The following is a 23,673-nucleotide window of genomic DNA, read 5'->3' as shown; positions in this document are numbered from 1 at the left end:
CTCACACCTGCAAGACAGAGGAAACAAGAAGCTGGGTATAGGCATGCTGCGGATCATCCAGCACCTGATCGGTCAACCCCGTCTCGATCACGTGGCCGTCTTTCATCACCATCAACCGGTCCGCCAAAAGGCGCACAACAGCAAGGTCATGGGTGACAATGATCGCGCTGAGGTTCATCTCGCGTACAAGGCCACGCAACAGATCCAACAGCCGCGCCTGCACCGAGACATCAAGCCCGCCGGTGGGTTCATCCATGAACACCAGCCGCGGCCCCGTCACCAGATTGCGCGCGATTTGCAGACGTTGCTGCATACCGCCGGAAAAGGCTGTGGGACGGTCATCAATCCGGTCTTCGGTAATCTCGACCCGCCCCAGCCAATCAATCGCCTCGGCGCGGATATCACCGTAGTGCCGCGCATTCACAGCCATCAGCCGTTCGCCTACATTGCCGCCGGCACTGACATTCATCCGCAGCCCGTCGCGGGCGTGTTGATGCACAAAGGCCCAATCGGTACGCCCCAGCATCCTGCGTTCGGGTTCTGACATGGTGATCGTATCGCGCAGACCATCGGCCCGTGTGTCAAAACGGACGGCCCCGCGATCAGGTGTCAGATGCCCCGCCAGACAGTTCAGCAAAGTGGACTTGCCCGAGCCGCTTTCGCCCACGATCCCCATGACTTCGCCGGGATAAAGATCAAACGACACATCCGTGCAGCCGATGCGGGCACCATAGAATTTGGCAATGTTTTCAACCTGCAAAAGCGGGGTCATGCGGCGTCCTCCTCGTAGGGTATTCCTTGCGCGCCCACATGCCCCTGTTTGCGGCGGGTCGCGCAGTAGTCGGTGTCAGAGCACATGAACATGCGTCCACCCGCGTCATCCACGATCAATTCGTCCAGATAGCTGTCGGTCGCACCGCAGAGGTCGCAGGCGTGATCGGCCTTGGTCGGCTGGAAAGGATAATCATCGAAATCAAGGCTGACGACCTGTGTATATGGCGGAATGGCATAGATCCGCTGCTCGCGCCCCGCGCCGAACAGTTGAATGCCCGCCATTTCAAGCTTGGGATTATCGAACTTCGGAATAGGCGACGGGTCCATGACATAGCGCCCCTCGACCTTGACCGGATAGGCATAGGCCGTCGCGATATCGCCATGCTGGCTGATGTCTTCATACAGTTTCACATGCATCAGCCCGTATTCCTCAAGCGCATGCATCTTGCGGGTCTCGACCTCGGACGGCTCAAGAAAGCGCAAGGGTTCGGGGATCGGCACCTGATACACAAGGATCTGGTCGTCGCGCAGGTCTTCCTCGGGGATGCGGTGGCGCGTCTGAATGACGCTGGCCTGCGAAGTGGCCTCGGTCACAGCGACCCCTGCGGTCTTTTGGAAAAAGCGGCGGATCGATACGGCGTTGGTTGTGTCATCTGCCCCTTGGTCGATGACCTTGAAGGTATCATCTGGCGTCAGCACCGCCGCCGATACCTGCACCCCGCCCGTGCCCCAGCCATAAGGCATCGGCATTTCACGACTGGCAAAGGGCACCTGATAAGCGGGGATCGCCAGCCCCTTGAGGATCGCACGACGGATCATGCGTTTGGTCTGTTCATCGAGATAGGCAAAGTTGTAGTCGCTCATTCCGCGGCCTCCCGGCTGATATTATCCTGCGCTTCGCGTCGCAGCTTGCGGATCAGTTCCAGTTCGGACTGGAAATCAACGTAATGGGGCAGTTTGATATGCTCCAGAAACCCCGTCGCCTGAATGTTATCGCTATGATATAAAACGAACTCTTCGTCCTGCGCTGGCGCGCCAAGGTTGTCCTCGCCCAGTTCCTTCCAGCGCAACGCACGGTCGACTAAGGCCATGGAAATCGCTTTGCGTTCGGTCATGCCGAACACCAACCCGTAGCCGCGCGTGAACTGCGGCGGTTGCGTTTTGGAGCCTTGGAATTGATTGACGGTCTCGCATTCCGTCACCGTGATTTCGCCAATCTCGATCGCAAAACCTAGTTCGGGGATGTCCATTTCGACCGCTACGGCACCAATGCGTAGTTCAGCGACAAAGGCGTGGTTGCGCGCATAGCCACGCTGGGTGGAATAAGCCATGCCCAGCAGAAACCCCTCGTCCCCCCGCGTCAGCGATTGCAAGCGCAAGGCGCGGCTTGCGGGCAATTCCAACGGCGTGCGGGTCAGATCATCTGGCACAGCGTCGCCGGTTAGTTCGGTCTGGATCAACCCCTCGCGGTCCAGAAAGGACATGATGTGGGGCGTCGCCATGTCGGAAGGCGCGGCCGTCGGTACATCTGTGCCCTCGCCATCAGCGGCCAGTTTGAAATCAAGCAACCGGTGGGTGTAGTCAAAGGTCGGCCCCAGAACCTGCCCCCCCGGCGCGTCCTTAAAGGTCGCCGACACCCGCCTGTCGCAGGCCATGTCTTCGGTCTCGATCGGGTTCGACCCGCCAAAACGCGGTAAGGTGGTGCGATAGGCGCGGATCAGAAAAATCGCCTCGATCAGATCGCCGCGCGCCTGTTTGATCGCAAGGGCGGCAAGGTCAGGATCATATAGCGACCCTTCTGCCATGACACGGTTGACGGCCAGCGCCATCTGCGCGCGGATTTGCGCGACGCTTAGCTCGGGGATTGCGGGATCGCCCCGCCGCTCCTCGGCCAGCCACGCATGGGCATTGTCAATGGCGCGCTCGCCGCCTTTTACAGCAACATACATCAGCCGACCCTCGTTGTGCGGGGCAGCGCCGCAAGGCGGTCGCCGCAGGTGAAAATGAAATCCAGCCCCAGCGGGAATAATGCCGCGTTGGTCTGAAAGCGCTGCGTTTCGGGCAAGGATAAGGTTGCTTCGGCCTTGATTCCCGGCCCGCGCAAAACGGTGCCCTCGTTGGACAATGTCGGGCATTCGACGATCACGGTGGCCGACCGGTCGGGATATTGCGCCGTGCCAATCGGAAAATCCGACAGCGGCAGGTCATCCCACGCGCCAAGTGCGAACATAGCACCCCGCGCATCGGTAAAGGGGGCACCGGTATGAAAGGTAATCCAGTCACGCACCTGCGGCGTGTCATGGCTGGCCGCAAGAAAAACGGGTGTTTCCGGATCGCATAATGTCAGGACCACAACACCGGCGGCCATGCTCATCGGGGCCGGAGGGTGCGCGCCCTGCACGCGGGCAATGTCGCCGGGGCGTGCCATCGCCGTCATCACCGCACGAAAGGCGTGGGATGCGTCGACGGGCAGATCGGCAAAGCCGCCTTCAAGGGTTTGTGCCTGCATCAGTCTTCCCCCCGCACCATGGTATAGAAATCAACTTTTGTCGCCGCAGCTTTGGCCGCGCGCCCGGTCTTGCGGGCCGTCATGGCATCGCGCAACGGGGTCAATACTGCTGCCTCGATCGTTTCGGCCGCACCCGTTTGCATCAGTGCATCAACCAAGGCCGCGTGGAGCGCATGATCTTTGTCCCTGCCTTGCACATAGCCATGGCCAACCGTCCCGTCGGCCAACCTGACAGAGGCGCGGGTGACGGTCATTTCGCCCAAGTTAAACGCGGCACCAACGGCCCCTGCCCGCCCCCGTACCATAACGCCGCCAATCTCGGGGCTGCGCAAAACGGTATACTCGGGCACCCTGTTCAGCGCCGCCCAATGGCGGGCGACATCTGAGGCCGCAGATTTGGCCAAAAGACCAAGCCAGCTTTTTCGCGACGCGTTTGGATCACTCATCATATTCATCTAGACACCTTCTTTAGTTGTCTATACAACTAGACAAATACTACTGAACAACCCCACTCACGCCAACCCCCCAAAGTGTGAAGTTTTCATGACATGACCCGCCGCACGCCGATCTGGAAAGCCATTGCCACCACCGTGCGCGGCGACATCACCGAAGGCGTGTACCGCCAGGGCGACAAACTGCCGACCGAGGCGGTTCTGGCCGCACGTTTTGGCGTTAACCGTCACACAGTACGGCAGGCTTTGGCGGCTTTGGCAGAGGAAGGTATCGTTCACGCAAGGCGTGGCGCGGGCGTTTTTGTCGCCACAACACCAACCGACTATCCCATCGGCCGTCGGGTCCGGTTTCACCAAAATCTGACCGCCGCCGGTCGCGCGCCCGCGAAAACAGCCCTGTTGCTTGAAACCCGCCCGGCCAATGCATCCGAGGCTGAGGCCCTGCAGATTGCCAATGGTGCCAAAGTGCACGTGTACGAAGGATTGTCGCTGGCAGAAAACCTGCCTATCGCCTTGTTTCGAAGCGTTTTTCCGGCCGGGCGTTTTCCTGAAATGTTGACTTATCTGCGGGCCGATCCGTCGGTGACAGCCGCTTTGGCCAAATGCGGTGTGGAGGACTACACGCGGGCCTCGACACGGGTGAACGCAAAGCTCGCCACCGCCACCCAAGCGCTTCATCTGCGGATCGCCGAAAACGCGCCCATTCTGCGCACCATCAATATCAATGTGGCCCCAGATGGCAGCCCGATTGAGGTTGGGCGCACATGGTTTGCGGGGGACAAGGTCACCTTAACGCTGTCAGACACCTAGCGCTGCGACCCACCCCTTCACGATTCTTCATAACGTTCCAAGAATGCCTCTGCCCCGAGGGAGCGGAAATCCGTTAGCGCGCGGCGCAGACGGTCATGGGGCCAATCCCACCACGCCAGATCCATCAGCCGATCTGCAATATCTTGGGGAAACCGCGCCCGCAACGGTACGGCGGGGATGCCGGCCACGATCATATAGGGCGCAACGTCCTTGGTCACGATTGCACCCCCTGCCACCACCGCGCCATGGCCGATTGTTACGTCTGGTCTGACTTGCGCGCCGTGGCCCAACCATGTGTCGTGCCCGATGACAGCGCGCCTTGAGCGTCTGTGGTCGAACCAAGCCGCATCGTGATCTGCATCGTCAAAGTAGTCCCCTGACCGGTAGTGAAAGTGATGCAAGCTGGCTTTTTCCATCGGGTGGTCCGTGGCCCCGATCCGCACAAAGGCCGCGATATTGGCGAACTTGCCCACGGCGGCATTGGCAATGTCACAATACCGGTCGCAATAGGCGTAGTCGTCGAAATGGCTATGCGCCAATCTGGTGCTGCGTCCGATCTCAACAAAGGCTCCAAACGTGGCATCCGTCACCTCGCAGTCAGGGTGGAGAAAGGGCGCATCCGCTGTCAATCGTGCCATTAGCTATCACCCTTGATCAGCTTGCGGCGCAGCCAGCCCGACAGGGTATCCATCGCCATGACCAACAGGATGATCAAGACGATGTAATAGGTGACCTCCTCCCAATCTTTTTGGGTCGTGATGGCTTGGGTCAGCAGCAAGCCGATGCCGCCGCCGGTGATCGCGCCAATAATGGTCGCCGATCTTGTATTGGATTCAAGGTAGTACAGCACCTGGCTAAGCAGGACCGGCAACACCTGTGGGAAGACCCCAAAACGATAGCGTTGCATCGGCTTGGCCCCCGTCGATGTGATCCCTTCGATCTGCTTTTCGTCCACATTCTCAAGCGCTTCCGAGAACATCTTGCCAAATGTGCCTGTGTCCGTCAGCAAGATCGCCAGCGAACCGGTCAGCGGCCCGGGGCCGAATGCGCGGCTAAGCACAATGGTCCAGATCAGCCCGTCAACACCGCGCAGAAAATCAAACACGCGTCGCGCCGCAAAGCGGAAGATGCCCAAAGGGGTAAAGTTTCGCGCTGCGAGAAATGCCAGTGGCAAGGCAACAATAGCCGCCCCAAATGTGCCCAAAAACGCCATCAGCAGCGTCTCAAACAAGGCCCAGAACACATCCCCGTGCCGCCACATCTTGTTGGTCCAGAACTCCTGCCAGATCGCGCCCATTTCACCGCTCATGGCATGCTGCGCAAGTTGCACAGGCCCCATGCCATAATACGGGCTGTCGAGGGTGAAAAAGAACAGCTCCCAGCCGAAGCTATATTTGAAAACCTCGGCGCGAGCGCGGGTGATGGTGAACCGCCCCGCATCCGTGGCGATCATGACGCGGTTTTTTGAGGCGTTGATGAAATCGGGCAGATCACCGGCTGGAAACACCGCGTGGACGCCAGTGCCGTCAGGCCGCGCCGTCACCAGCCCGTACCCCGGAATGTCATAGCTGACCTGAGGCCCCAAGGTGATCACATGGCCCTTACCCAGATCAACCACTGTGGTATCCCCCAAGCTGACCCAATCGGGTGCCGTGCCATCGGGGTATTGACCCTTACGCTCGCCCTCGACCGACAGGGTGATCATCCCGTTTCGGTTATTTTGAGCGACATGGGTCTTGTAGCTGTAGCTGTCAGAAATCAGCGTACGGGCGTTGTTCAGATTGATCCGCTCGCCAAGGCCCGCCACGTCGAAAGACACGAAGATATAGGCGAAATACGCCAGAATGACCAATGGCACGGCTATGGTCAGGCGTTTCTTGCGGCTGAATTGCGTAAGGGTCGCGGCATGAAGGGTTGCGGTTGTCATAGGATCACCTGTGAGTTTGCGGCACCATGGGTCAGTCGGTTGCGCAGCATGCCGGACAGCTGGTCCACAACAACAATGGTCAAGAATAGCAGGATAAAGATCGCTGCGGCTTCGTCGTATTTGCCCACGCCCCAGCTCATGGTGTTGCGCAGGTCATAGCCGATGCCGCCTGCCCCGACAAAACCGAGGATGGCGGAGGCGCGAATGTTAATCTCGAACCGCAAGAGCGCGTAGCTAAGATAGTTCGGCGCGACTTGCGGGATCACACCAAGCAACATCCGCTGCGTCCAGCTTGCCCCGACCGACGCCAGCCCTTCGATGGGCTTGAGAGAGGCATTTTCATTCACCTCGGAAAACAGTTTGCCCAAAGCCCCGACAGAATGCAGCGCAATCGCGATCATCGCGGGCACAGGCCCGCCGCCCAGCATAAAGATCAGCACCAAGGCGATGACGATTTCAGGGATGGCGCGCAGAATATCCAGCACCCGCCGCAGCGGGTTCACCAGCCATGGCACCGGTGCCAAACCGCGCGTGACAAGCAGTGACATCCCCAACCCCAGCAAGGCACCGATCAGGGTCGACGCGGCGGCGATGTTGATTGTTTCAATCAAGGACGGGAAATATTTAACCAGATAACCGGGCATCAACGGTGCGCGTTCAAATGCCTCGCTGAACATGGCGGCGGGAAAGTCGAAAATGTTGGAAAGCCCGTCCCAAAAGCCGCCTGCGTTTCGCTGATCAGCGGTATAAAAGCCCGACACCAAAAGCGCCAGAAACACCACCAGCATGATGAAATTCATCAAACGTTTTTTCTTGATCTGCTCAAGATAGGCCTTGGCCTGCGTGGCGGCATCACCGCCGGTTATTGTCTCGTCTGCCATGGTTTGCCCCGCATAAATATCTGGCCCCGGAAAACTCCGGAGCCAGCAATCGTTATAAAATCACTTGATTTAATTGGATTTCGCCAAACGGGCGGCGACGATCGAGGTATAGGCGTCATGGGTGATCGGATCGAAACCGCTGACTTCACCACCGGCAAGGGCCGCTGCACATTCAGGATCGGTTTCGCCCATGGTGTCGATGATGTTGGTCACTGTCGCGCGCACGTCGTCAGGCAGGGCGTTGCGCAGAACAACAGGCTCGCCCGGGATCAGTTTCGAGCGCCAGATTTCGACCATGTCGTTCATATCAACCAGACCAGCATCAACCGCTTTGCGCAGCGCGCCAAAGGTATAGCCGTCTTCCCAGTTGCCCTGACCGTCTGTCCAGGTCACACCGCCATCCGCGTCACCGTTGTTTACCGCAACGATGGTTTGTTCGTGGCCGCCGGTGAACTTAACTTCGCCGAAATAGTCGCCGCTTTCCATGGTGGCACCGATCTGGCCGGGGATCTCAACCGACGGGATCAGATACCCGGAAGTGGAGTTCGGATCACCAAAGCCAAACACTTTGCCCTTCATATCCTCAAGCGATTGCACGCCGCTATCGACGCGCGCAAAACCGACAGAGTAATAGCCGGTGCTGCCGTCAACGTTGACCTTTACAAGGATCGGTGACACTGCCGTTTCATCGGCAATATGAACCGCCGCATAGGACGACGGGCCCATCAGCGACAGATCAATCGTACCGCCCAACAGCCCTTGGATAACGCCGTTATAATCGGCAGGCGCGAACAGCTTGGTTGGCACGCCAAGTGCGTCTTCGATGGCACCGCGCAAACATTCGTTGCTGTTCATGCGGTCTTGGGCATTTTCACCGCCCAGAATGCCGATGCGGAACTCGTCGATGGCGTGGCTCTCGGCCCAGGCTGCGCCTGCCAGCGTCGTTGTCAAAAGGGCAAGTGTGATCGTCTTTTTCATCTTTGGTCTCTCTTGAATGGATGCACCCAGCGATGGGGTGCGGGGTAAATCGTTTCGCGCTATTGCGCTGCGATATCGGCCAGTCGTTCTTTGGCCGGGTCGGTCGTTTCGATCTCGGTCGATGTTGTTGCCTCGGAAAAGCTTGCATCCGCACCATAGATTTCGCGGGCGGCAGCGGTGGTCAGCAGCTCGGGCAAGCCGTCAAAGACGATCCTGCCGTCCCGCATCCCGATGACGCGGTCGCAATAGCGGCGCGCGGTGTCCAAGGTATGCAGGTTGGCAATCACCATGCGGCCGTCTTGTTCGTGGATGTCGCGCAGCGATTGCATCACCACCTGCGCATTCATCGGATCAAGCGATGCAATCGGTTCGTCCGCCAGAATGATCCGCGGGTCCTGCATCAGGGCGCGCGCAATGGCGACACGTTGCTGCTGGCCCCCTGACAACGCCTCGGCGCGCTTTGGCGCGTGCTGGGCAATCCCGAGCCGTTCCAGAATGTCGATGGCGCGGTGGATGTCTTCGTCGGGGTAAAGATTGAACATGGTCGACAAGGTCGAACGCCGGTTCAAGGTGCCGTGCAGCACGTTCGACACAACATCCATGCGCGGCACGAGGTTGAATTGCTGAAAGATCATGGCGCATTGGGACTGCCAGCTGCGCTTGGCCGCGCCGCGCAGGGCCGTCACGTTCAAGCCGTCAAAGGTGATTTCGCCCGATGATGCATCCGTCAGCCTGTTCAGCATCCGCAACAGCGTCGATTTACCCGCCCCGGAACGCCCGATAATCCCGATCATCATCGGCTTATCAACGACAAAGCTCGCTGCTTCTACGGCGGTATTCGCACCGAATGATTTCGTGACCTGATTAAACTGCAGCATAACGCCCCCTTCGTGTTGCCGTGTGGGTACGCAGTTATCGATTCACTTTTGTGTTGGTTTGATTATACTTTTGTAACAGCCGCCGAACCGGGGCTATGGCAGCGCTTGGATATCCAATCAGCGGGCAGAGCCTATGAAATCCAGTGTATCGGGCTTTGAATATGACAAGGCACCGGAATTTGATGTGCGTCGGACCGAATAGCCACGGGTCCGGCCCGGTGTGCGCCATAATTGATATATGTCATCCTTAAGGCTCAAAGCAGCGTGAAAGATCGACAAACGACAACATCAATTTGTGCCGTTATGCGAACTGGATCAGAAAAACCTATGAAGCCGCTGTTTTTGATCATCTTCTATATCGTTGCTGTCGCGTTTCCCTTGGTGCTGTCGTGGATCGTCGGTGGCCCGGCGCGCGCCTTCCACCAAGAGCTGGCCTCGGGCCTTGGTATTCTGGCCTTTGCCATGATCCTGATGGAGTTTGTGCTGTCCGGTCGTTTCAAGGCGATCTCGAACGACATCGGCATGGATGTGACGATGCGGTTTCACCAGATGATGGCGCGGGTTGCACTGGCGTTTGCGCTGTTGCATCCGTTTTTATACCGCGGCACGCCCGTGGGCGGCCCCCGACCCTGGGACCCGACCCGTCAGCTGGTGATCACCACGGATATCGCTGACCTGTCCACAGGCATTGCCGCATACCTGCTTTTGCCCAGCCTCGTCTTGCTTGCCATCGGGCGCAGCAAACTGGACGTCAAATATGAGACTTGGCGGCTTATGCATGGTCTTGGTGCCCTGTTGATCGCTGCACTTTTACTGCACCACACGGTCTATGCCGGGCGCTACGGATCGCAGCCCCTGATGACCGGTATCTGGGTGGCAATGACGGCAATAGCCGTCGGGTCGCTCTGCTATGTGTACTTGATCGCGCCGCTTCGCGATAAGACCCGACCATGGCGCGTGACCTCTGTGAGGGAGGTCACCCCAAAACAATGGGAAGTGACCATAACCCCCGACGGCCATTCAGGTCTGGACTACAAGGCGGGACAATTCGTTTGGCTGAATGTGGGGCACAGCAGTTTTTCGATCAAGGAAAACCCGTTTTCGATTTCGTCAGCACCGGCCGCAGGGCCAGAAGTATCATTTACGATCAAGGGGTTTGGCGACTTTACCAATACAGTTGGCAAGATAAAACCGGGTACCATCGCCTATCTTGACGGCCCCTTTGGCAGCCTGTCCGTTGATGGCCGCAACGAGCCGGGCATTGCCTTGATCGCAGGTGGCGTCGGATTGGCCCCGCTGCTGGGAATTCTTAGGCAATTGCGCCTGACCGGTGATCCACGAAAGGTCAAACTGGTCTACGGCAACCGGTCAGCCGATCAGATCGCATATCGCGATGAACTGGGCGCAAAGGACGTGACCCTGGTGTTGTCCGAGCCGCCAGATGATTGGCAAGGCGAGACCGGATTTATCGACGGCCCTCTTTTGGACCGGGTGTTCGCGCAGGACGTATTCGACGAATGGGTTTTTGTGGTCTGCGGTCCGCCAGTGATGATGGACATCGTAGAGGACCATCTGCTCAAGCGCGGCACGCCATCCCATCGCATCCTGTCGGAAAGGTTTAGCTATGACTAACCCGCTAAAGCATCTGAGTTCACGGCAGCGCATTTCGGTCGCCATCTGGCTGGTGAGCGTGATCCTTTGCCTGCTTCTGTTGGCCTTTGTGCTTCGGTAACAATCGACGTCCCCCATTGGTGGGATAAGCCGCAAAGACGCTTTGCCCGCCTCACGGGTTAATCCTCTGCAAACTCCAGAAAAGTTGACGGGTAGCATCACGATGTATAAATACAACCTATAGTTTAATTTTATACAGCAATTTTTTCGGAGGATTTTAAATGCGTATTTTCGGCTTTTCACTTCCTATCATCATATCAGGACTGGCCTGCGCCGCCCCCCCGGCACTGGCAGATGCCTGCAATGTAAAATGCACAACCGGCCAGCAGAATTGCGTCGCGGCCGCCCTTTACCCCTATGTGCCAAACATCGATGACTTCGCGAACGCGATCTGTTCGGCTTGGACGGACGAGGCCCCCAATCAGCAGCTTTACCTGATCAAAGATGGCACCGTCTGGGATGGGGGCTATACCTCAAACCCCGTCTATACGGATGGCAGCGGCAACCAGACCCCCATCGACGTTTTCACCTATGACGCGATGTATCTGGAATATTGGGAATCCCAAACGACCCCCGTGCCCGCCAACTATATCACTGACGCCGGAGATTTTGCCGATTACGCGACCGCGCGGCTTGTCACCGCAGGCGATGCGATGACCGCCCTGCCGATGCTTGGCTGTACCAACCTCATGTTCTACCGGTCAGGCGATGGCGGGCTTGATGATGTCGCCACCTTTACCGAGTATTTGGATACCAACGGATCAAACATCTTCAAAAGCCCGGTGCCCTTTGACGATACCGGCGCGATGTATGACATGAGCGGAAAAACCACTGCCGGTGTCGATTATATGATCTACGGCTACATCAACAGCGGCGCGTACCCGTCCATGACAGGCGCGCTTGATGATACGATCATTTCAGCCTTGACCGAACTGTCACTGCGGTCGAGCTATTACAACGCCCTGACCGGCGCGATCCCCCCCTTGCCCGATATCGACAATAGCTATATCCGCGCCGGGTATCTAAGTGACGGCTATGGCCGGACCACCATCGGGTTCTCAGAAAGCATGTCGCAAATGTCCGACGCCACGCTTGATATTATCAAACTCAAGGCCTTTCCGTGGAGCACGACAGACAGCACCAAGAATATGTTTTACTCTGACGTGGTGGGTGTGAACAACGCCTCGCCCGCTTTGGGGCAAGGTAATGACGCGCCTTATCTGTTGGCCAATCTCATGACGCGTGCCGACGTCATGCAAGCGTCAATCGCGCCATCTGCATCCGATGTCTCTTATCTGTTCCCCGCGCGCAAAAGCGTTCTTGCAAACCTTGCCCGCACCTATCCGCCTTACGAACAGATGCAGACCGTTCTAAATGACCGCCCGACCGAGCTGGTTGTCATGCCCACGACGGATCGGACGGCCTTTCACACCTTTGGCGGCACCGTACGGGATACGGTAAAAACCGATTTCTCAGGCAGTTGTGATTTGGAAAGCTCGGACATCATCTCGTCCAATACCAGCGCCAGTCAGGTTTGCACCCCGCTGTGCCAGAACAGCGGAGGATGGAGCGGCAGTTGGACCAATCAATCACCACCAGCCTGGCCAGGTTACTCGGCATGCGGCTGCAATACTTGCACGCAAAATTCACCGGTCCCCACACAGGAACTGCATAATATGTCGGTGGCAAAAGACCCCGAAAACCCCGTGCACTTGCGCTACCAGCGTAACTAAGCGTTGTCTCTCAGGGCATAAACACACCCGCATAATTAGAAAAAAAGAGCGCCCAAAGGGCGCTCTTCTAGTCTACTGAAACAGGCTCGATTGGTTCACCGCTCGATATGTTCAGTGCCTGCGGCCCGTTCAGGATGCAGAGCAAGCGCACCTGCTCTGGGTCTCTATGTTTCGGGGCCGTTCAAGCCCCGCCGATTCCTCAGCTACAACCCGACGTCCCGCCGCAGGTGTTGCATTTCATGCAGGTGCCGTTGCGGACCAGGGTGTAGTTGCCGCATTCGCCGCAGGCTTCGCCCTCGTAGCCTTGCATCTTGGCCTTGGTCCGGGCGTCGATCCCGACCGCACCGCTTGAGATTGCTGTCGTCGATTCCACCGATGTGGTGACAGACTGGGCGACGGTCGCCGTTCCGGCATCCATCACCGCGACATCAGCCATCCCCTGCCCGCTTTGCATCATCACCAGTTCTTGCGGCATGCGGTTGCGCAAATACCCCGTTGAGCTGATCTGCTTGAGCACTTCCAAAGACCGGTTTGCGGCGCTTTCGGAGATCTCGGACACGTTGCGCACGCCCTCTTCCTCGCCGCGGCCGATGGTGTCGAATGTGGCCCCTTCGGGTTTCACATGCGCCAGATCGGTGCGGTCCAGATAGGACACGGCCAATTCACGGAAGATGTAGTCAAGGATCGAGGTCGCGTTTTTGATGCTGTCGTTGCCCTGAACCATGCCGGCTGGCTCGAACTTGGTAAAGGTGAAGGCATCGACGAATTCCTCGAGCGGGACGCCGTATTGCAGGCCCACGGACACGGCGATGGCAAAGTTGTTCATCATCGCGCGGAAACCGGCACCCTCTTTATGCATGTCGATAAAGATTTCGCCCAGTGTCCCGTCGCCATATTCGCCCGTGCGGAGATAGACCTTGTGACCGCCGACGATGGCCTTTTGGGTATAGCCCTTGCGACGTTGAGGCATCTTTTCGCGGTGCGATTTGATGATCTCTTTGACGATAACTTTCTCGACGATCTTTTCTGCCAGAACCACGGCTTTTTCGTGGATGTTACCGGATTCAAGCGTTTCGGCGGCGTCGTCATCGTCTTCGACAAGGGACGCGGCCAAAGGTTGCGACAGTTTCGATCCGTCACGATACAGCGCGTTGGCTTTCACACCCAAGGACCAGGACAATTCATAGGCCTTTTGGCAATCTTCGATGGTCGCATCGTTGGGCATGTTGATCGTCTTGGAAATCGCCCCCGAGATGAACGATTGCGCGGCTGCCATCATGTAGATGTGGCTGTTGACCGACAGGTAACGCTTGCCCTTTTTACCGCAGGGGTTGGCGCAATCGAAGATGCTATAGTGCTCTTCTTTCAGATGCGGCGCACCTTCCAGCGTCATGGTCCCGCAAACATGGTCATTGGCAGCATCCACGTCTTTCTTGGAGAAACCAAGGGACTTGAGCAGGTCAAATGTTGGATCGTTCAGCTTTTCAGCAGGGATGCCAAGAACTTGGGTGCAGAATTCTTCGCCCAGGGTCCATTGGTTGAACACGAAACGGATGTCAAAGGCCTGCGCCAATGCGGCGTCGATCTTGGCCAATTCGTTTGCGCCAAAACCATGGCCGACCAATGTGGTGTGGTTGATGCCCGGCGCGTTGCCGATGCTGCCGTGACCCACGGCATAGGCCACGATTTCTTCGATCTGGGCCGATCCATAGCCCTGCTTTTCAAGCGCAGCTGGCACCGATTGGTTGATGATCTTGAAATAGCCGCCACCGGCAAGTTTCTTGAACTTCACAAGGGCAAAGTCAGGCTCGATCCCAGTGGTGTCGCAATCCATCACCAGACCGATGGTGCCTGTTGGGGCGATCACCGACACTTGGGCGTTGCGATACCCGTGCTTTTCGCCAAGGCGCAGTGCTTCGTCCCAGGTGGAGGTTGCGACGGCGATCAGGTTTTGCTGCGGGCAGTTGGCGTGATCCAAGGGCACCGGCTTTACGGCGAGGGCCTCGTAACCATCGGATTTGCCCATCGCGGCATTGCGGTGGTTACGGATGACGCGCAGCATGTGGTCGGCGTTTTTCTTATAGCCGGGGAATGCGCCCAGCTCGCCCGCGATTTCGGCGGACGTGGCATAGGAAACACCGGTCATGATCGCCGTCAAAGCACCACAAAGCGCGCGGCCTTCGTCGCTGTCATAGGAATAGCCCATGTTCATCAGCAACCCGCCGATGTTTGCATAGCCCAGACCCAGCGTGCGGAAGTCATAGGACCGCTGCGCGATTTCCTTGGACGGGAATTGCGCCATCATCACCGAGATTTCCAGCGTCACAGTCCACAGACGCGAGGCGTGCATGTAGTCTTCGACCTGGAATTCGCCGTCTTTGAGGAAGGTCAGCAGGTTCATCGACGCGAGGTTACAGGCTGTGTCGTCAAGGAACATGTATTCGGAACAAGGGTTTGACCCGCGGATTGCGCCGTCTTCGGGGCATGTGTGCCATTCGTTAACAGTGTCGTGGTACTGGATACCCGGATCGGCACAGGCCCATGCGGCGTGGCCAACCTGTTCCCACAGATCGCGGGCACGGATGGTTTTCGACACGCGGCCGGTGGTACGGTCCAACAACTCCCAATCGGCGTCTTTTTCAACGGCGTGCAGGAAAGCGTTGGTCACGCGGATCGAGTTGTTGGAGTTCTGGCCGGACACAGAGGAATAGGCCTCGGAATCCCAGTCAGTGTCATAGGTCGGGAATTCGATCGACGTGTGGCCCTGCTTGGCATAGTCCAGCACGCGCTTGACGTAAGTCTCTGGGATCGCGCATTTCTTTGCGTCTTTGATCGCGGCTTTCAACTGCTCGTTTTTGGCAGGGTCATAGGCATCGGCCTGCGCGCCGTCCCATGCCTTGATCGCGGCGAACAGTTTGTTCAGCTCACGTTCGTGCATTTTGGAACCGGCAACGATGGACGCCACTTTTTGTTCTTCGATGACCTTCCAGTTGATGAAGTCTTCGATATCGGGGTGATCCGCATCGACGATCACCATTTTCGCAGCGCGCCGCGTGGTGCCGCCTGATTTGATCGCACCAGCAGCGCGGTCACCGATTTTCAGGAAGCCCATGAGGCCGGATGACTTACCACCGCCCGATAGCCCCTCGCCCGCGCCGCGCAAGCTTGAGAAGTTGGTGCCTGTGCCGGAGCCGTATTTGAACAAACGTGCCTCGCGGACCCATAGATCCATGATGCCGCCGTCGCCCACAAGATCATCGGCAACCGATTGAATGAAACAAGCGTGGGGCTGCGGGTGCTCATAGGACGACTTCGAGCGGGTCAGCTTGCCGGTCTGGTAATCGACATAATAGTGGCCTTGCGCGGGGCCATCGATGCCATAGGCCCAGTGCAGGCCGGTGTTGAACCACTGCGGGCTGTTCGGGGCACCCGATTGCGATGCCAGAATATGGCGCATTTCGTCGTAATAGGCTTGGGCGTCTGCTTCGGTGGTGAAATAGCCACCTTTCCAACCCCAATAGGCCCATGCGCCTGCCAGACGGTCAAACACCTGCTTAGAGGACGTCTCGCCGCCCATGGTGGCATCATCGGCAGGAACAGAGCGCCACAGGAACTCTGGCACGCCCTCTTCTTTGATCTTTTTGGTCGCCGACGGCACGCCGGCCTTGCGGAAATATTTCTGGGCAATGACGTCAGAGGCGACTTGGCTCCAGCTGGAAGGGACTTCGACGTTATCGAGATGGAAAACCACCGATCCGTCCGGGTTGCGAATTTCGGAAACTGTGCTCACGAAATCCAGTTTTGCGTATGCGTCTTGCCCGGAAGTCGTGAATTTTCTTTCGATTTTCATATCTGTCGCCCCATTTTCTCAGCTCATCTACACAAGGCAGCGTCTGACATTGCAGCCCGCCCCAACACCATTGACCAAAACAGAGGACGCATCACATGAGGACCATTGGGGGCCCGTGACAAGCGTCCAAACATGCGCGAAAGCTGCGTTTGCCTCATCTGCCTCATCGGTCCGCCGCCTAATGTTAATCACTAGATATAGTGGCGTGACCGTCAATCCACACAAACTGACGTAGAAGACCCTATTCGGTCAACGAAAATTTTCGCAAATTTTTTGAACTTGAGACTTGACCGAACTGGGATTGTTTGAGGCGACCGGCCCTGCGGTGATTCAGCGCACAGATATGCACATGTGTTCATTATTTCAGAAGCGCAGGCCGACCTGTGGATAAGTCAATAAACGCGCAGGTTTAGCAGCGACCTCTCATCCATCACTTGAGATATCCACAAAGAACCACACACCCCCTTGGGGATATTTCAAAGATCAGCATGCGGTATAAAAAATTATTCGGCACACAAGATGAGGGGTGCGTTTTCCGCCCGACGGTCATTGATCACAACCGAAGCGATACCAACCGCACACAAATACAGCGTTCTGATCTGCATAAAGCAGATCAGGAACACTATATGTGGTTGGTTCTTAAAGTGGTCGGGGCGAGAAGATTCGAACTTCCGACCCCCTGTACCCAAAACAGGTGCGCTACCAGGCTGCGCCACGCCCCGACTGCGGCCTACTTAGCTACAAGTGATCTGATTGAAAAGCCCTAACTTCACAGAAATCGACCGAATTAGCAGGGCCATGCCGGGTTGTGCGCCGCAAAGGCCGGATGACGCAGTTCTGACCCTGTTTTAATGCCCATTCGCCGGGCCAAACCGCCATTTATCTCAAGCACAGACAGCAAATTTTTACCGCCGTAGATCATCGTTTCGTCCAACGGCACTGCATTTTCGTGGATGTGTTGAATCACCCCGCGGGAATCAACGAACAGCATATCCAATGGAATCAGCGTGTTGCGCATCCAGAACCGCATCGTCTGCGGACGCTTGTAGACGAACAACATGCCTGCACTGCTGGGCATAGACTCGCGAAACATCAAACCTTGGGCGCGCTCTGCATCGTCATCCGCGACCTCGACCGAGAATCGCGCCTGCCCCCAATCGCCCCGCACCATAACTGTATCTTCGGAACACGCGGCTACCGCCTGCCCCGCAAAACAGCCAGCGATGACCATTGAAAAGAGGGATTGAGCTATCCGGCGTCCGAGTTGTTTAGAATTACCGTTTCCCATGCATATACCTCTGCCGCCATCTTGCCGCGCTCACCTGATATGACGCGCAATGCCAATGCTTCACCCGGTTGTACATCCGACAACCCCGACTGCCGCAAGACTTCTACATGCAAAAAGATATCATCGCTTTTGCCGAACACATTGGCAAAGCCGAACCCTTTGGATTTATCAAACCACTTCACCCGCGCCGGTTCAATCGGTGCTGCTTTCACAATCGCGGGATCAACGCCGACGATCTCTTCCAGCGGGCCCGATTGCCCGGACTCAGGCGGATGAATGGCGTGAACCTGCGTGGCTTGAACACCGCGGCTGGTTTCATGCGCGGTAATCTCAACCCGCGCCCCATCCGCAATCGAACTTTGGCCATAGTTTCGCAAAACATTGACGTGCAGCAAAATATCAGCGCCGCCTTCATCGGAGACAACGAATCCGAAACCCTTAGAAGGGTCGAACCATTTCACTGTTCCCGAAACAACGGGGGCGGTATTATCTAAATCTGACACAAATGCCCTTTGGTACTCTAAATTCTTGCCCTACGGATCAATTAACTTTCTGTCTCATTTAAGCCTTATTATGGACTTAACCTCGCGACAGTCCAGTCTGATCCTAAATTTGGGCGTCGCCAAACGAACCTATCATGTAGGCGAAATTCACCATCCGCCCAAAATTCAATCTCTAACGGTGCCAACCGATAGCCGCCCCAAAATGGTGGCCGCTGTGGGTCAGTCCCTTGTTTTAAAGTCACTTTTGCCACCTCGGCCATCAATGCTGCACGGCTTGAAAGCGGGCTAGATTGATCCGAGGCCCAGGCCCCCAACCGACTTTTCAGCGACCGAGACTTATAATATTCATCCGCTTTCGGTCCATCTTCTTTGGTAATAATACCACGCGCCCGTATTTGGCGACGCAGCGATTTCCAATGCATGACGAACGCGGCTTTGCCGGCATGATCCAATTCGCCGGCCTTGGCGCTTGTGTAATTGGTGTAGAAGACAAACGCGTCTTCTTCGATCTCTTTCAACAGCACCATACGGGCATTCGGCATGCCCTGCGCATCCACCGTGGACAGCGCGATCGCGTTGGGGTCGTTGATTTCCACTGCGTCTGCTTCAGCCAGCCAACAGCGCGCCAATTCAAACGGATTATCACCCGCAAATTTGCCTTTGCGTGTCTCCATATCTCCCAATGAACTCTCACTCCCTAGGCTCAGGCCGGTATTTGCAGCCGTCTATAACATTTGACAAAGTCAAACAACGAAAAGCCGCGCGTAAAACAATAAATGCTCGCATGGGTTGCTTACAACACACTGTAGATGCACAGCCTTGCCGAAAAACAATCAATCGCATAAACCATCGTAAACTTAATGCGCAATTCGAAGGAAATAGAATGGCAAATGACCTGATGGCAGGCAAGCGTGGGCTCATCATGGGTCTTGCGAATGACAAGTCTATTGCCTGGGGCGTCGCACGCGCCTTGGCAGACGCGGGTGCCGAGCTGGCGTTTTCCTATCAGGGCGATGCGCTGAAAAAACGTGTTGATCCACTGGCCGCGCAATTGGGCAGCGACATGGTTTTGCCCTGCGACGTGGGATCGGAAGAGTCGATTGACGCCCTGTTCGACGGCATCAAAAAGCGGTGGGACAATATTGATTTCGTCGTCCACGCCATTGGTTTTTCCGATAAAAACGAACTTCGCGGCCGTTATGTTGACACCAGCCGTGGCAATTTCGCCATGTCGATGGATATTTCGGTCTATTCCTTTACCGCCGTGATGCAGCGTGCGGAAAAGATGATGAACAAAGGCGGCAGCGCCGTCACCCTCACCTATTATGGTGCTGAAAAAGTCATGCCGCATTATAATGTCATGGGTGTCGCCAAGGCCGCGCTTGAGGCATCGGTGAAATATCTGGCCGAGGATCTGGGCAAGGACGGTATCCGCGTCAACGCAATCAGCGCCGGCCCGATTAAAACGCTTGCGGCCTCCGGCATCGGCGACTTCCGCTATATTATGAAGTGGAACGAATATAATTCGCCGCTGCGCCGCAATGTCACGATTGACGAAGTCGGCAAATCGGCACTGTTCCTGCTCAGCGATCTGGGATCAGGCACCACGGGTGAAAACCTGCATGTGGATGCAGGGTATCACGTGGTCGGCATGAAGGCAGTCGACGCCCCCGATATGGCAAAGGATTAAACGGATGAGCAAAGACCCCTCGCGCCTGCCCCACGAAAAAGGTTTTCACATCAGCTGGGATCAAATCCACCGCGACAGCCGTGCATTGGCCTGGCGGTTGGACGGAATGGGCCCGGATAATGGTGCCTGGCGCGCGGTCGTTGCCATCACACGCGGCGGCATGGCCCCCGCCATGATCGCCGCCCGCGAATTGGATATTCGCACCGTGGACACGATTTCGATCAAATCCTACGATCACCAAGATCAATCCGACGCTGTCGTTCTCAAAGCGCCAGACGCTGAACTGATGGGCGACGGCACCGGCATCTTGATCATCGATGATCTGGTCGATTCCGGAAAAACCCTAGAGGTGGTGCGCAAGCTTTATCCCAATGCGCATCTGGCCACGGTCTATGCAAAACCAAAAGGCCGCCCGCAGGTCGATACCTTCATCACCGAAGTCAGCCAGGATACATGGATTTTCTTTCCATGGGACATGGCCCTGCAATATGTCGAACCATACCGCGGCAAGGACTGAGCCAAAAAAGATTCTATGCCTTCGGCGAGGATTTTAGACCATTTGGAATGAAGACGCGCACCGCCGGTCTCTTCTCTGGCTCTTAAATATCCTCGCCGAAGGCATCCGCCCTTGATCATAGGAACCCCCACCCGATGTTGACGCGCACCGCTTCCACCTTTGCCCCCCCTGTCATGGAAGCCCGCCGCTGGTTGGACGGCGTCGAGTTTCCCGCAGACCGCCCTTTGATCAACGTCAGTCAGGCTGCCCCCGTCGATCCGCCCCCGCAGCCCTTGCGCGAAGCGATGGCGCAGGTTGCATTGACGAATGACGAGGCGCATCTTTATGGCCCCGTTCTGGGTTTGTCAGAGTTGCGAGCCGAGTTAGCGTCCCAAACCTCGGCCCATTATGCTGGCCAAAGCGCCCCCGCTCAGGTTGCTATTACGTCAGGTTGTAATCAGGCGTTTGCCGCCGCCATCGCAACACTATGCAGCGAGGGCGATGAGGTTATTCTGCCGACGCCATGGTATTTCAACCATAAAATGTGGCTTGATATGTCGGGGGTGAATGCCGTCGCGTTGAAAACCGGGCCTGATTTGCTGCCTGATCCCGACGCCGCTGCTGCGTTAATTACCGATCGCACACGGGCGATTGCCATTGTAACGCCAAATAACCCCGGCGGTGCTGAATACCCTGCCGCGCTGGTTCAGGCGTTCTTTGATCTGGCCCGCGCCCATGGCATTGCCTTGATCGTGGATGAGACCTACCGCGATTTTGACAGCCGTTCCGGCCCGCCGCACGCCCTGTTCCAAGACCCCGATTGGGATGACACGCTGATCCATCTCTATTCCTTTTCCAAGGCCTACCGCCTGACAGGCCACCGCGTCGGCGCGCTGATCGCATCGCAATCGCGACTGGCCGAGGTTGAAAAGTTTCTGGACACGGTTGCCATTTGCCCGGGCCAGATCGGCCAATATGCGGCCTTGTGGGGGATGCAGAACCTGTCGCAATGGCTGGCCGGCGAGCGCGACGAAATACTGGCGCGGCGCAAGGCAATCACCGACAACATGCCCAAGCTGGCTGCCAAGGGGTGGAAGCTGTTGGGGCTAGGTGGTTATTTCGCCTATCTTGAGCATCCGTTTGAGGAACCATCGGACCAATTAGCGCAGCGCATGGTGCGCGAGGCCAGCATTCTATGCCTGCCCGGCACGATGTTTTGCCCCCAAGACGACCCCAGCGGGGCGCGTCAGTTGCGGATCGCATTTGCCAATCTGGATGCGGACGGTATTGGCGTGCTGTTTGACAGAATGGCACAGCTTTAACGGCCCTCTTGCCCCCCTGCCGCGCACCGCATAGTAAGGTCGAAACGCGCTAAAAGGGTAAGATCATGAAAGCCAAAGGCAACAGCCTCACGAAAACCGCAGTCTGGATACTGATGGGCCTGCTGATCCTTGGCCTTGGCGGCTTTGGCGCGGTCAATCTGTCCGGTAATGTGCGCACCGTCGGCACCGTCGGCGACAAGGAAATCTCGGTCGATAACTATGCTCGGGAGTTGCAACAGCAGATCCGCACGATTGAATCCCAGACCGGCGAAACCCTGCCCTTTCAACAGGCTCAGGCCATTGGGTTGGACCGCGCCGTTTTGCAGCGTCTTGTCCGCCTGCGCGCCCTTGATAACGAGGCCGACCAGATGGGTCTGTCGATTGGCGATGAAAACCTGCGCGAACGGATCGTCGAAATCCCTGCTTTCCAAGGGATCAACGGTGGTTTCGACCGCGAGGGGTATCGTTTTGCCCTGCAGCAATCTGGCCTTAGCGAAGCCGAATTCGAGGTGTCATTGCGTGAAGAAGCGGGCCGCACCCTGTTGCAAAACGCGATCATGGGCGGCGTTGCCATGCCCGATGCCTATGCCAAGACCCTTGTCGATTATGTCGGCGCGAAACGCAGCTTTACCTGGGCCGCCCTGAACGAGGTTGATCTGGCCGAGCCTGTGCCTGCCCCCACAGACGCGCAATTGCAGGCCTATTATGATGAAAACACCGACCAGTTTATGCTGCCAGCCAGCAAATCCATCACCTATATCCAGATGACCCCCGGTGATCTGCTGGACGAGGTCGAAGTGTCCGATGCCGATCTGCAAAAGGCCTATGAGGATCGCGCCGCCGAATATATCCAGCCTGAACGACGTCTGGTCGAACGGCTGGTCTTTGGCGATCAGGCCAGCGCCGATCAAGCCGCAGCAGCGCTTGAGGTCAATGGCACCACCTTTGAAGCCCTCGTTCTGGACCGTGGCCTGACCCTTGAGGATGTGGATCTGGGTGATGTCGCCCAGCAGGACCTGGGTGCAGCTGGTGAGGCGATATTCGCGGGTGACGTGAATGATGTGATCGGGCCTGTGCCCACGAACCTTGGCCCTGCCTTGTTCCGCATCAATGGCGTTTTGCCGTCGTTGAACACTACATTCGAGGAAGCGCGCCCTGCCCTGCAACAGGACCTTGCAGGTGACCGTGCCATCCGTCAGGTCGAAGTCCGCGCCCGCGATCTGGACGACCAGCTTGCCGGCGGTGCCACGCTTGAGCAACTGGCCGAAGAAACGAAAATGACCCTTGGCCAGATCGACTGGACCCAAGACAGCGACGAAGATATCGCCGCCTATGCCGGTTTCCGTGAGGCCGCCGCCGCCCTGACCGCTGATGATTTCCCCAAGATTGATCAGCTTGAAGACGGCAGTGTGTTTGCCATGCGTCTGGACGGTACGTTAGACGAACGCGCCAATCCGTTTGAAGATGCGCGCGCCGATGTTGTGGCCGCATGGACCGCCGATCAGGTTTCGCAAGCGCTGCACGCGCAAGCCGAGGCGTTGAAGACCGAGCTTGAGAGCGGTGCAGATTTCGAAAGCCTGGGGCTGACGCCCACAGTGCAGACTGACCTGACCCGCGACGCGCTGATCAATGGGGCACCTGCCGACATGATGACGGCCGTTTTTGACGCCATCATCGGCGATATTCGCGTCATCGATGGCGACGGTTCTGTGGTAATCTTGCGTGTTGACGCAATTTCCGACCCTCAGGAAAACGCGCAAAACCAACAACTTCTGGCACAGCTCTCCGGTCAGCTGGATCAACAGCTTGGCCAAGATGTCTTTGCGATTTACGCAAGCGATGTCGTGCGCCGTGCAGGTCCGACGGTCGATCAACAGGCGATCAACGCCGTCCATGTGAACTTCCCATAAC

At 57.1% G+C, this 23,673-nt stretch carries 21 protein-coding genes and 1 tRNA gene; 7 read left to right on the top strand and 15 right to left on the bottom strand.

Annotated features, from left to right (window positions below; translation table 11 throughout):
• Nucleotide 1 precedes the first annotated feature (1 nt).
• From phnK to phnG, 5 genes are read right to left on the bottom strand one after another with little or no spacing between them, the layout of a single operon-like run.
• Complete coding sequence (gene phnK / locus WNY39_RS13930) at nt 2-772, bottom strand: phosphonate C-P lyase system protein PhnK (protein ID WP_342846375.1); 771 nt, start codon at nt 770-772, stop codon at nt 2-4.
• Nucleotides 769-1,638 carry an alpha-D-ribose 1-methylphosphonate 5-phosphate C-P-lyase PhnJ gene (locus tag WNY39_RS13925; protein WP_342846373.1) on the bottom strand — a complete coding sequence of 290 codons (870 nt, stop codon included), beginning with the start codon at nt 1,636-1,638 and terminating at the stop codon, nt 769-771. Before WNY39_RS13925 ends, phnK begins: the two co-directional genes overlap by 4 nt.
• Complete coding sequence (locus WNY39_RS13920) at nt 1,635-2,723, bottom strand: carbon-phosphorus lyase complex subunit PhnI (RefSeq protein WP_342846371.1); 1,089 nt, start codon at nt 2,721-2,723, stop codon at nt 1,635-1,637. Before WNY39_RS13920 ends, WNY39_RS13925 begins: the two co-directional genes overlap by 4 nt.
• Nucleotides 2,723-3,283, bottom strand: a complete 561-nt coding sequence (phnH, locus tag WNY39_RS13915; protein ID WP_342846370.1) for a phosphonate C-P lyase system protein PhnH — start codon at nt 3,281-3,283, stop codon at nt 2,723-2,725. The genes WNY39_RS13920 and phnH overlap by 1 nt, the downstream gene beginning before the upstream one ends.
• Entirely contained in the window at nt 3,283-3,738 is a 456-nt protein-coding gene (phnG, locus tag WNY39_RS13910; RefSeq protein ID WP_342846368.1) for a phosphonate C-P lyase system protein PhnG, read from the bottom strand. Before phnG ends, phnH begins: the two co-directional genes overlap by 1 nt.
• Nucleotides 3,739-3,831: 93 nt before the next feature.
• Between phnG and phnF the strand changes: the two genes are divergently transcribed.
• Nucleotides 3,832-4,545, top strand: coding sequence for a phosphonate metabolism transcriptional regulator PhnF (phnF, locus tag WNY39_RS13905; RefSeq protein WP_342846366.1), 714 nt, complete (start codon nt 3,832-3,834; stop codon nt 4,543-4,545).
• Between the two features lie 17 nt (nt 4,546-4,562).
• On the opposite strand, the gene WNY39_RS13900 is transcribed toward phnF, so the two are convergent.
• From WNY39_RS13900 to phnC, 5 genes are all read right to left on the bottom strand, one after another.
• Complete coding sequence (locus tag WNY39_RS13900; protein WP_342846364.1) at nt 4,563-5,183, bottom strand: chloramphenicol acetyltransferase; 621 nt, start codon at nt 5,181-5,183, stop codon at nt 4,563-4,565.
• Nucleotides 5,183-6,472 carry a phosphonate ABC transporter, permease protein PhnE gene (gene phnE, locus WNY39_RS13895; protein WP_342846362.1) on the bottom strand — a complete coding sequence of 430 codons (1,290 nt, stop codon included), beginning with the start codon at nt 6,470-6,472 and terminating at the stop codon, nt 5,183-5,185. The genes WNY39_RS13900 and phnE (WNY39_RS13895) overlap by 1 nt, the downstream gene beginning before the upstream one ends.
• The gene (phnE, locus tag WNY39_RS13890) at nt 6,469-7,353 is read right to left on the bottom strand and encodes a phosphonate ABC transporter, permease protein PhnE (RefSeq protein WP_342846360.1); all 885 of its coding nucleotides are present in this window, start codon (nt 7,351-7,353) and stop codon (nt 6,469-6,471) included. The genes phnE (WNY39_RS13895) and phnE (WNY39_RS13890) overlap by 4 nt, the downstream gene beginning before the upstream one ends.
• A gap of 69 nt (nt 7,354-7,422) precedes the next feature.
• The gene (gene phnD / locus WNY39_RS13885) at nt 7,423-8,331 is read right to left on the bottom strand and encodes a phosphonate ABC transporter substrate-binding protein (protein ID WP_342846358.1); all 909 of its coding nucleotides are present in this window, start codon (nt 8,329-8,331) and stop codon (nt 7,423-7,425) included.
• Nucleotides 8,332-8,390: 59 nt separating this feature from the next.
• Nucleotides 8,391-9,209 (bottom strand): phosphonate ABC transporter ATP-binding protein, encoded by an 819-nt coding sequence (gene phnC / locus WNY39_RS13880; RefSeq protein ID WP_342846356.1) that lies wholly within the window; start codon nt 9,207-9,209, stop codon nt 8,391-8,393.
• Nucleotides 9,210-9,536: 327 nt separating this feature from the next.
• Here phnC and WNY39_RS13875 point away from each other — a divergent pair, with 327 nt between their 5' ends.
• Entirely contained in the window at nt 9,537-10,841 is a 1,305-nt protein-coding gene (locus WNY39_RS13875) for a ferredoxin reductase family protein (RefSeq protein WP_342846354.1), read from the top strand.
• Between the two features lie 260 nt (nt 10,842-11,101).
• The gene (gene bcmE / locus WNY39_RS13870) at nt 11,102-12,613 is read left to right on the top strand and encodes a thiamine pyridinylase (RefSeq protein WP_342846352.1); all 1,512 of its coding nucleotides are present in this window, start codon (nt 11,102-11,104) and stop codon (nt 12,611-12,613) included.
• Nucleotides 12,614-12,812: 199 nt separating this feature from the next.
• On the opposite strand, the gene WNY39_RS13865 is transcribed toward bcmE, so the two are convergent.
• The 5 genes from WNY39_RS13865 to pdxH all read right to left on the bottom strand — a co-directional run bounded on the left by WNY39_RS13865 (nt 12,813) and on the right by pdxH (nt 18,928).
• Complete coding sequence (locus tag WNY39_RS13865; RefSeq protein WP_342846350.1) at nt 12,813-16,463, bottom strand: vitamin B12-dependent ribonucleotide reductase; 3,651 nt, start codon at nt 16,461-16,463, stop codon at nt 12,813-12,815.
• A gap of 645 nt (nt 16,464-17,108) precedes the next feature.
• Nucleotides 17,109-17,185, bottom strand: a tRNA-Pro gene (locus tag WNY39_RS13860).
• A 65-nt stretch (nt 17,186-17,250) separates the two neighbouring features.
• Nucleotides 17,251-17,634 carry a DUF192 domain-containing protein gene (locus tag WNY39_RS13855; protein WP_342846348.1) on the bottom strand — a complete coding sequence of 128 codons (384 nt, stop codon included), beginning with the start codon at nt 17,632-17,634 and terminating at the stop codon, nt 17,251-17,253.
• Nucleotides 17,635-17,711: 77 nt separating this feature from the next.
• Nucleotides 17,712-18,254 (bottom strand): cold shock domain-containing protein, encoded by a 543-nt coding sequence (locus tag WNY39_RS13850; protein ID WP_342846347.1) that lies wholly within the window; start codon nt 18,252-18,254, stop codon nt 17,712-17,714.
• Nucleotides 18,255-18,322: 68 nt separating this feature from the next.
• Complete coding sequence (gene pdxH, locus WNY39_RS13845; RefSeq protein ID WP_342846346.1) at nt 18,323-18,928, bottom strand: pyridoxamine 5'-phosphate oxidase; 606 nt, start codon at nt 18,926-18,928, stop codon at nt 18,323-18,325.
• 209 nt (nt 18,929-19,137) lie between these two features.
• Here pdxH and fabI point away from each other — a divergent pair, with 209 nt between their 5' ends.
• From fabI to WNY39_RS13825, 4 genes are all read left to right on the top strand, one after another.
• Nucleotides 19,138-19,944 (top strand): enoyl-ACP reductase FabI, encoded by an 807-nt coding sequence (fabI, locus tag WNY39_RS13840; protein ID WP_093916036.1) that lies wholly within the window; start codon nt 19,138-19,140, stop codon nt 19,942-19,944.
• Nucleotides 19,945-19,948: 4 nt separating this feature from the next.
• Entirely contained in the window at nt 19,949-20,461 is a 513-nt protein-coding gene (gene gpt / locus WNY39_RS13835) for a xanthine phosphoribosyltransferase (protein ID WP_342846343.1), read from the top strand.
• A 134-nt stretch (nt 20,462-20,595) separates the two neighbouring features.
• Nucleotides 20,596-21,762, top strand: a complete 1,167-nt coding sequence (locus WNY39_RS13830; RefSeq protein WP_342846341.1) for an aminotransferase — start codon at nt 20,596-20,598, stop codon at nt 21,760-21,762.
• 65 nt (nt 21,763-21,827) lie between these two features.
• On the top strand, nt 21,828-23,672 hold the full coding sequence (locus WNY39_RS13825) for a peptidyl-prolyl cis-trans isomerase (protein WP_342846339.1): 1,845 nt from the start codon (nt 21,828-21,830) through the stop codon (nt 23,670-23,672).
• Nucleotide 23,673: the final 1 nt, after the last annotated feature.

Origin of the sequence: Sulfitobacter sp. AS59, assembly GCF_038899995.1 — a bacterium.
Lineage (GTDB): Bacteria > Pseudomonadota > Alphaproteobacteria > Rhodobacterales > Rhodobacteraceae > Sulfitobacter.
Note: the sequence above shows the minus strand (reverse complement) of the source record. Positions and strands in the feature narration are given on the sequence as shown.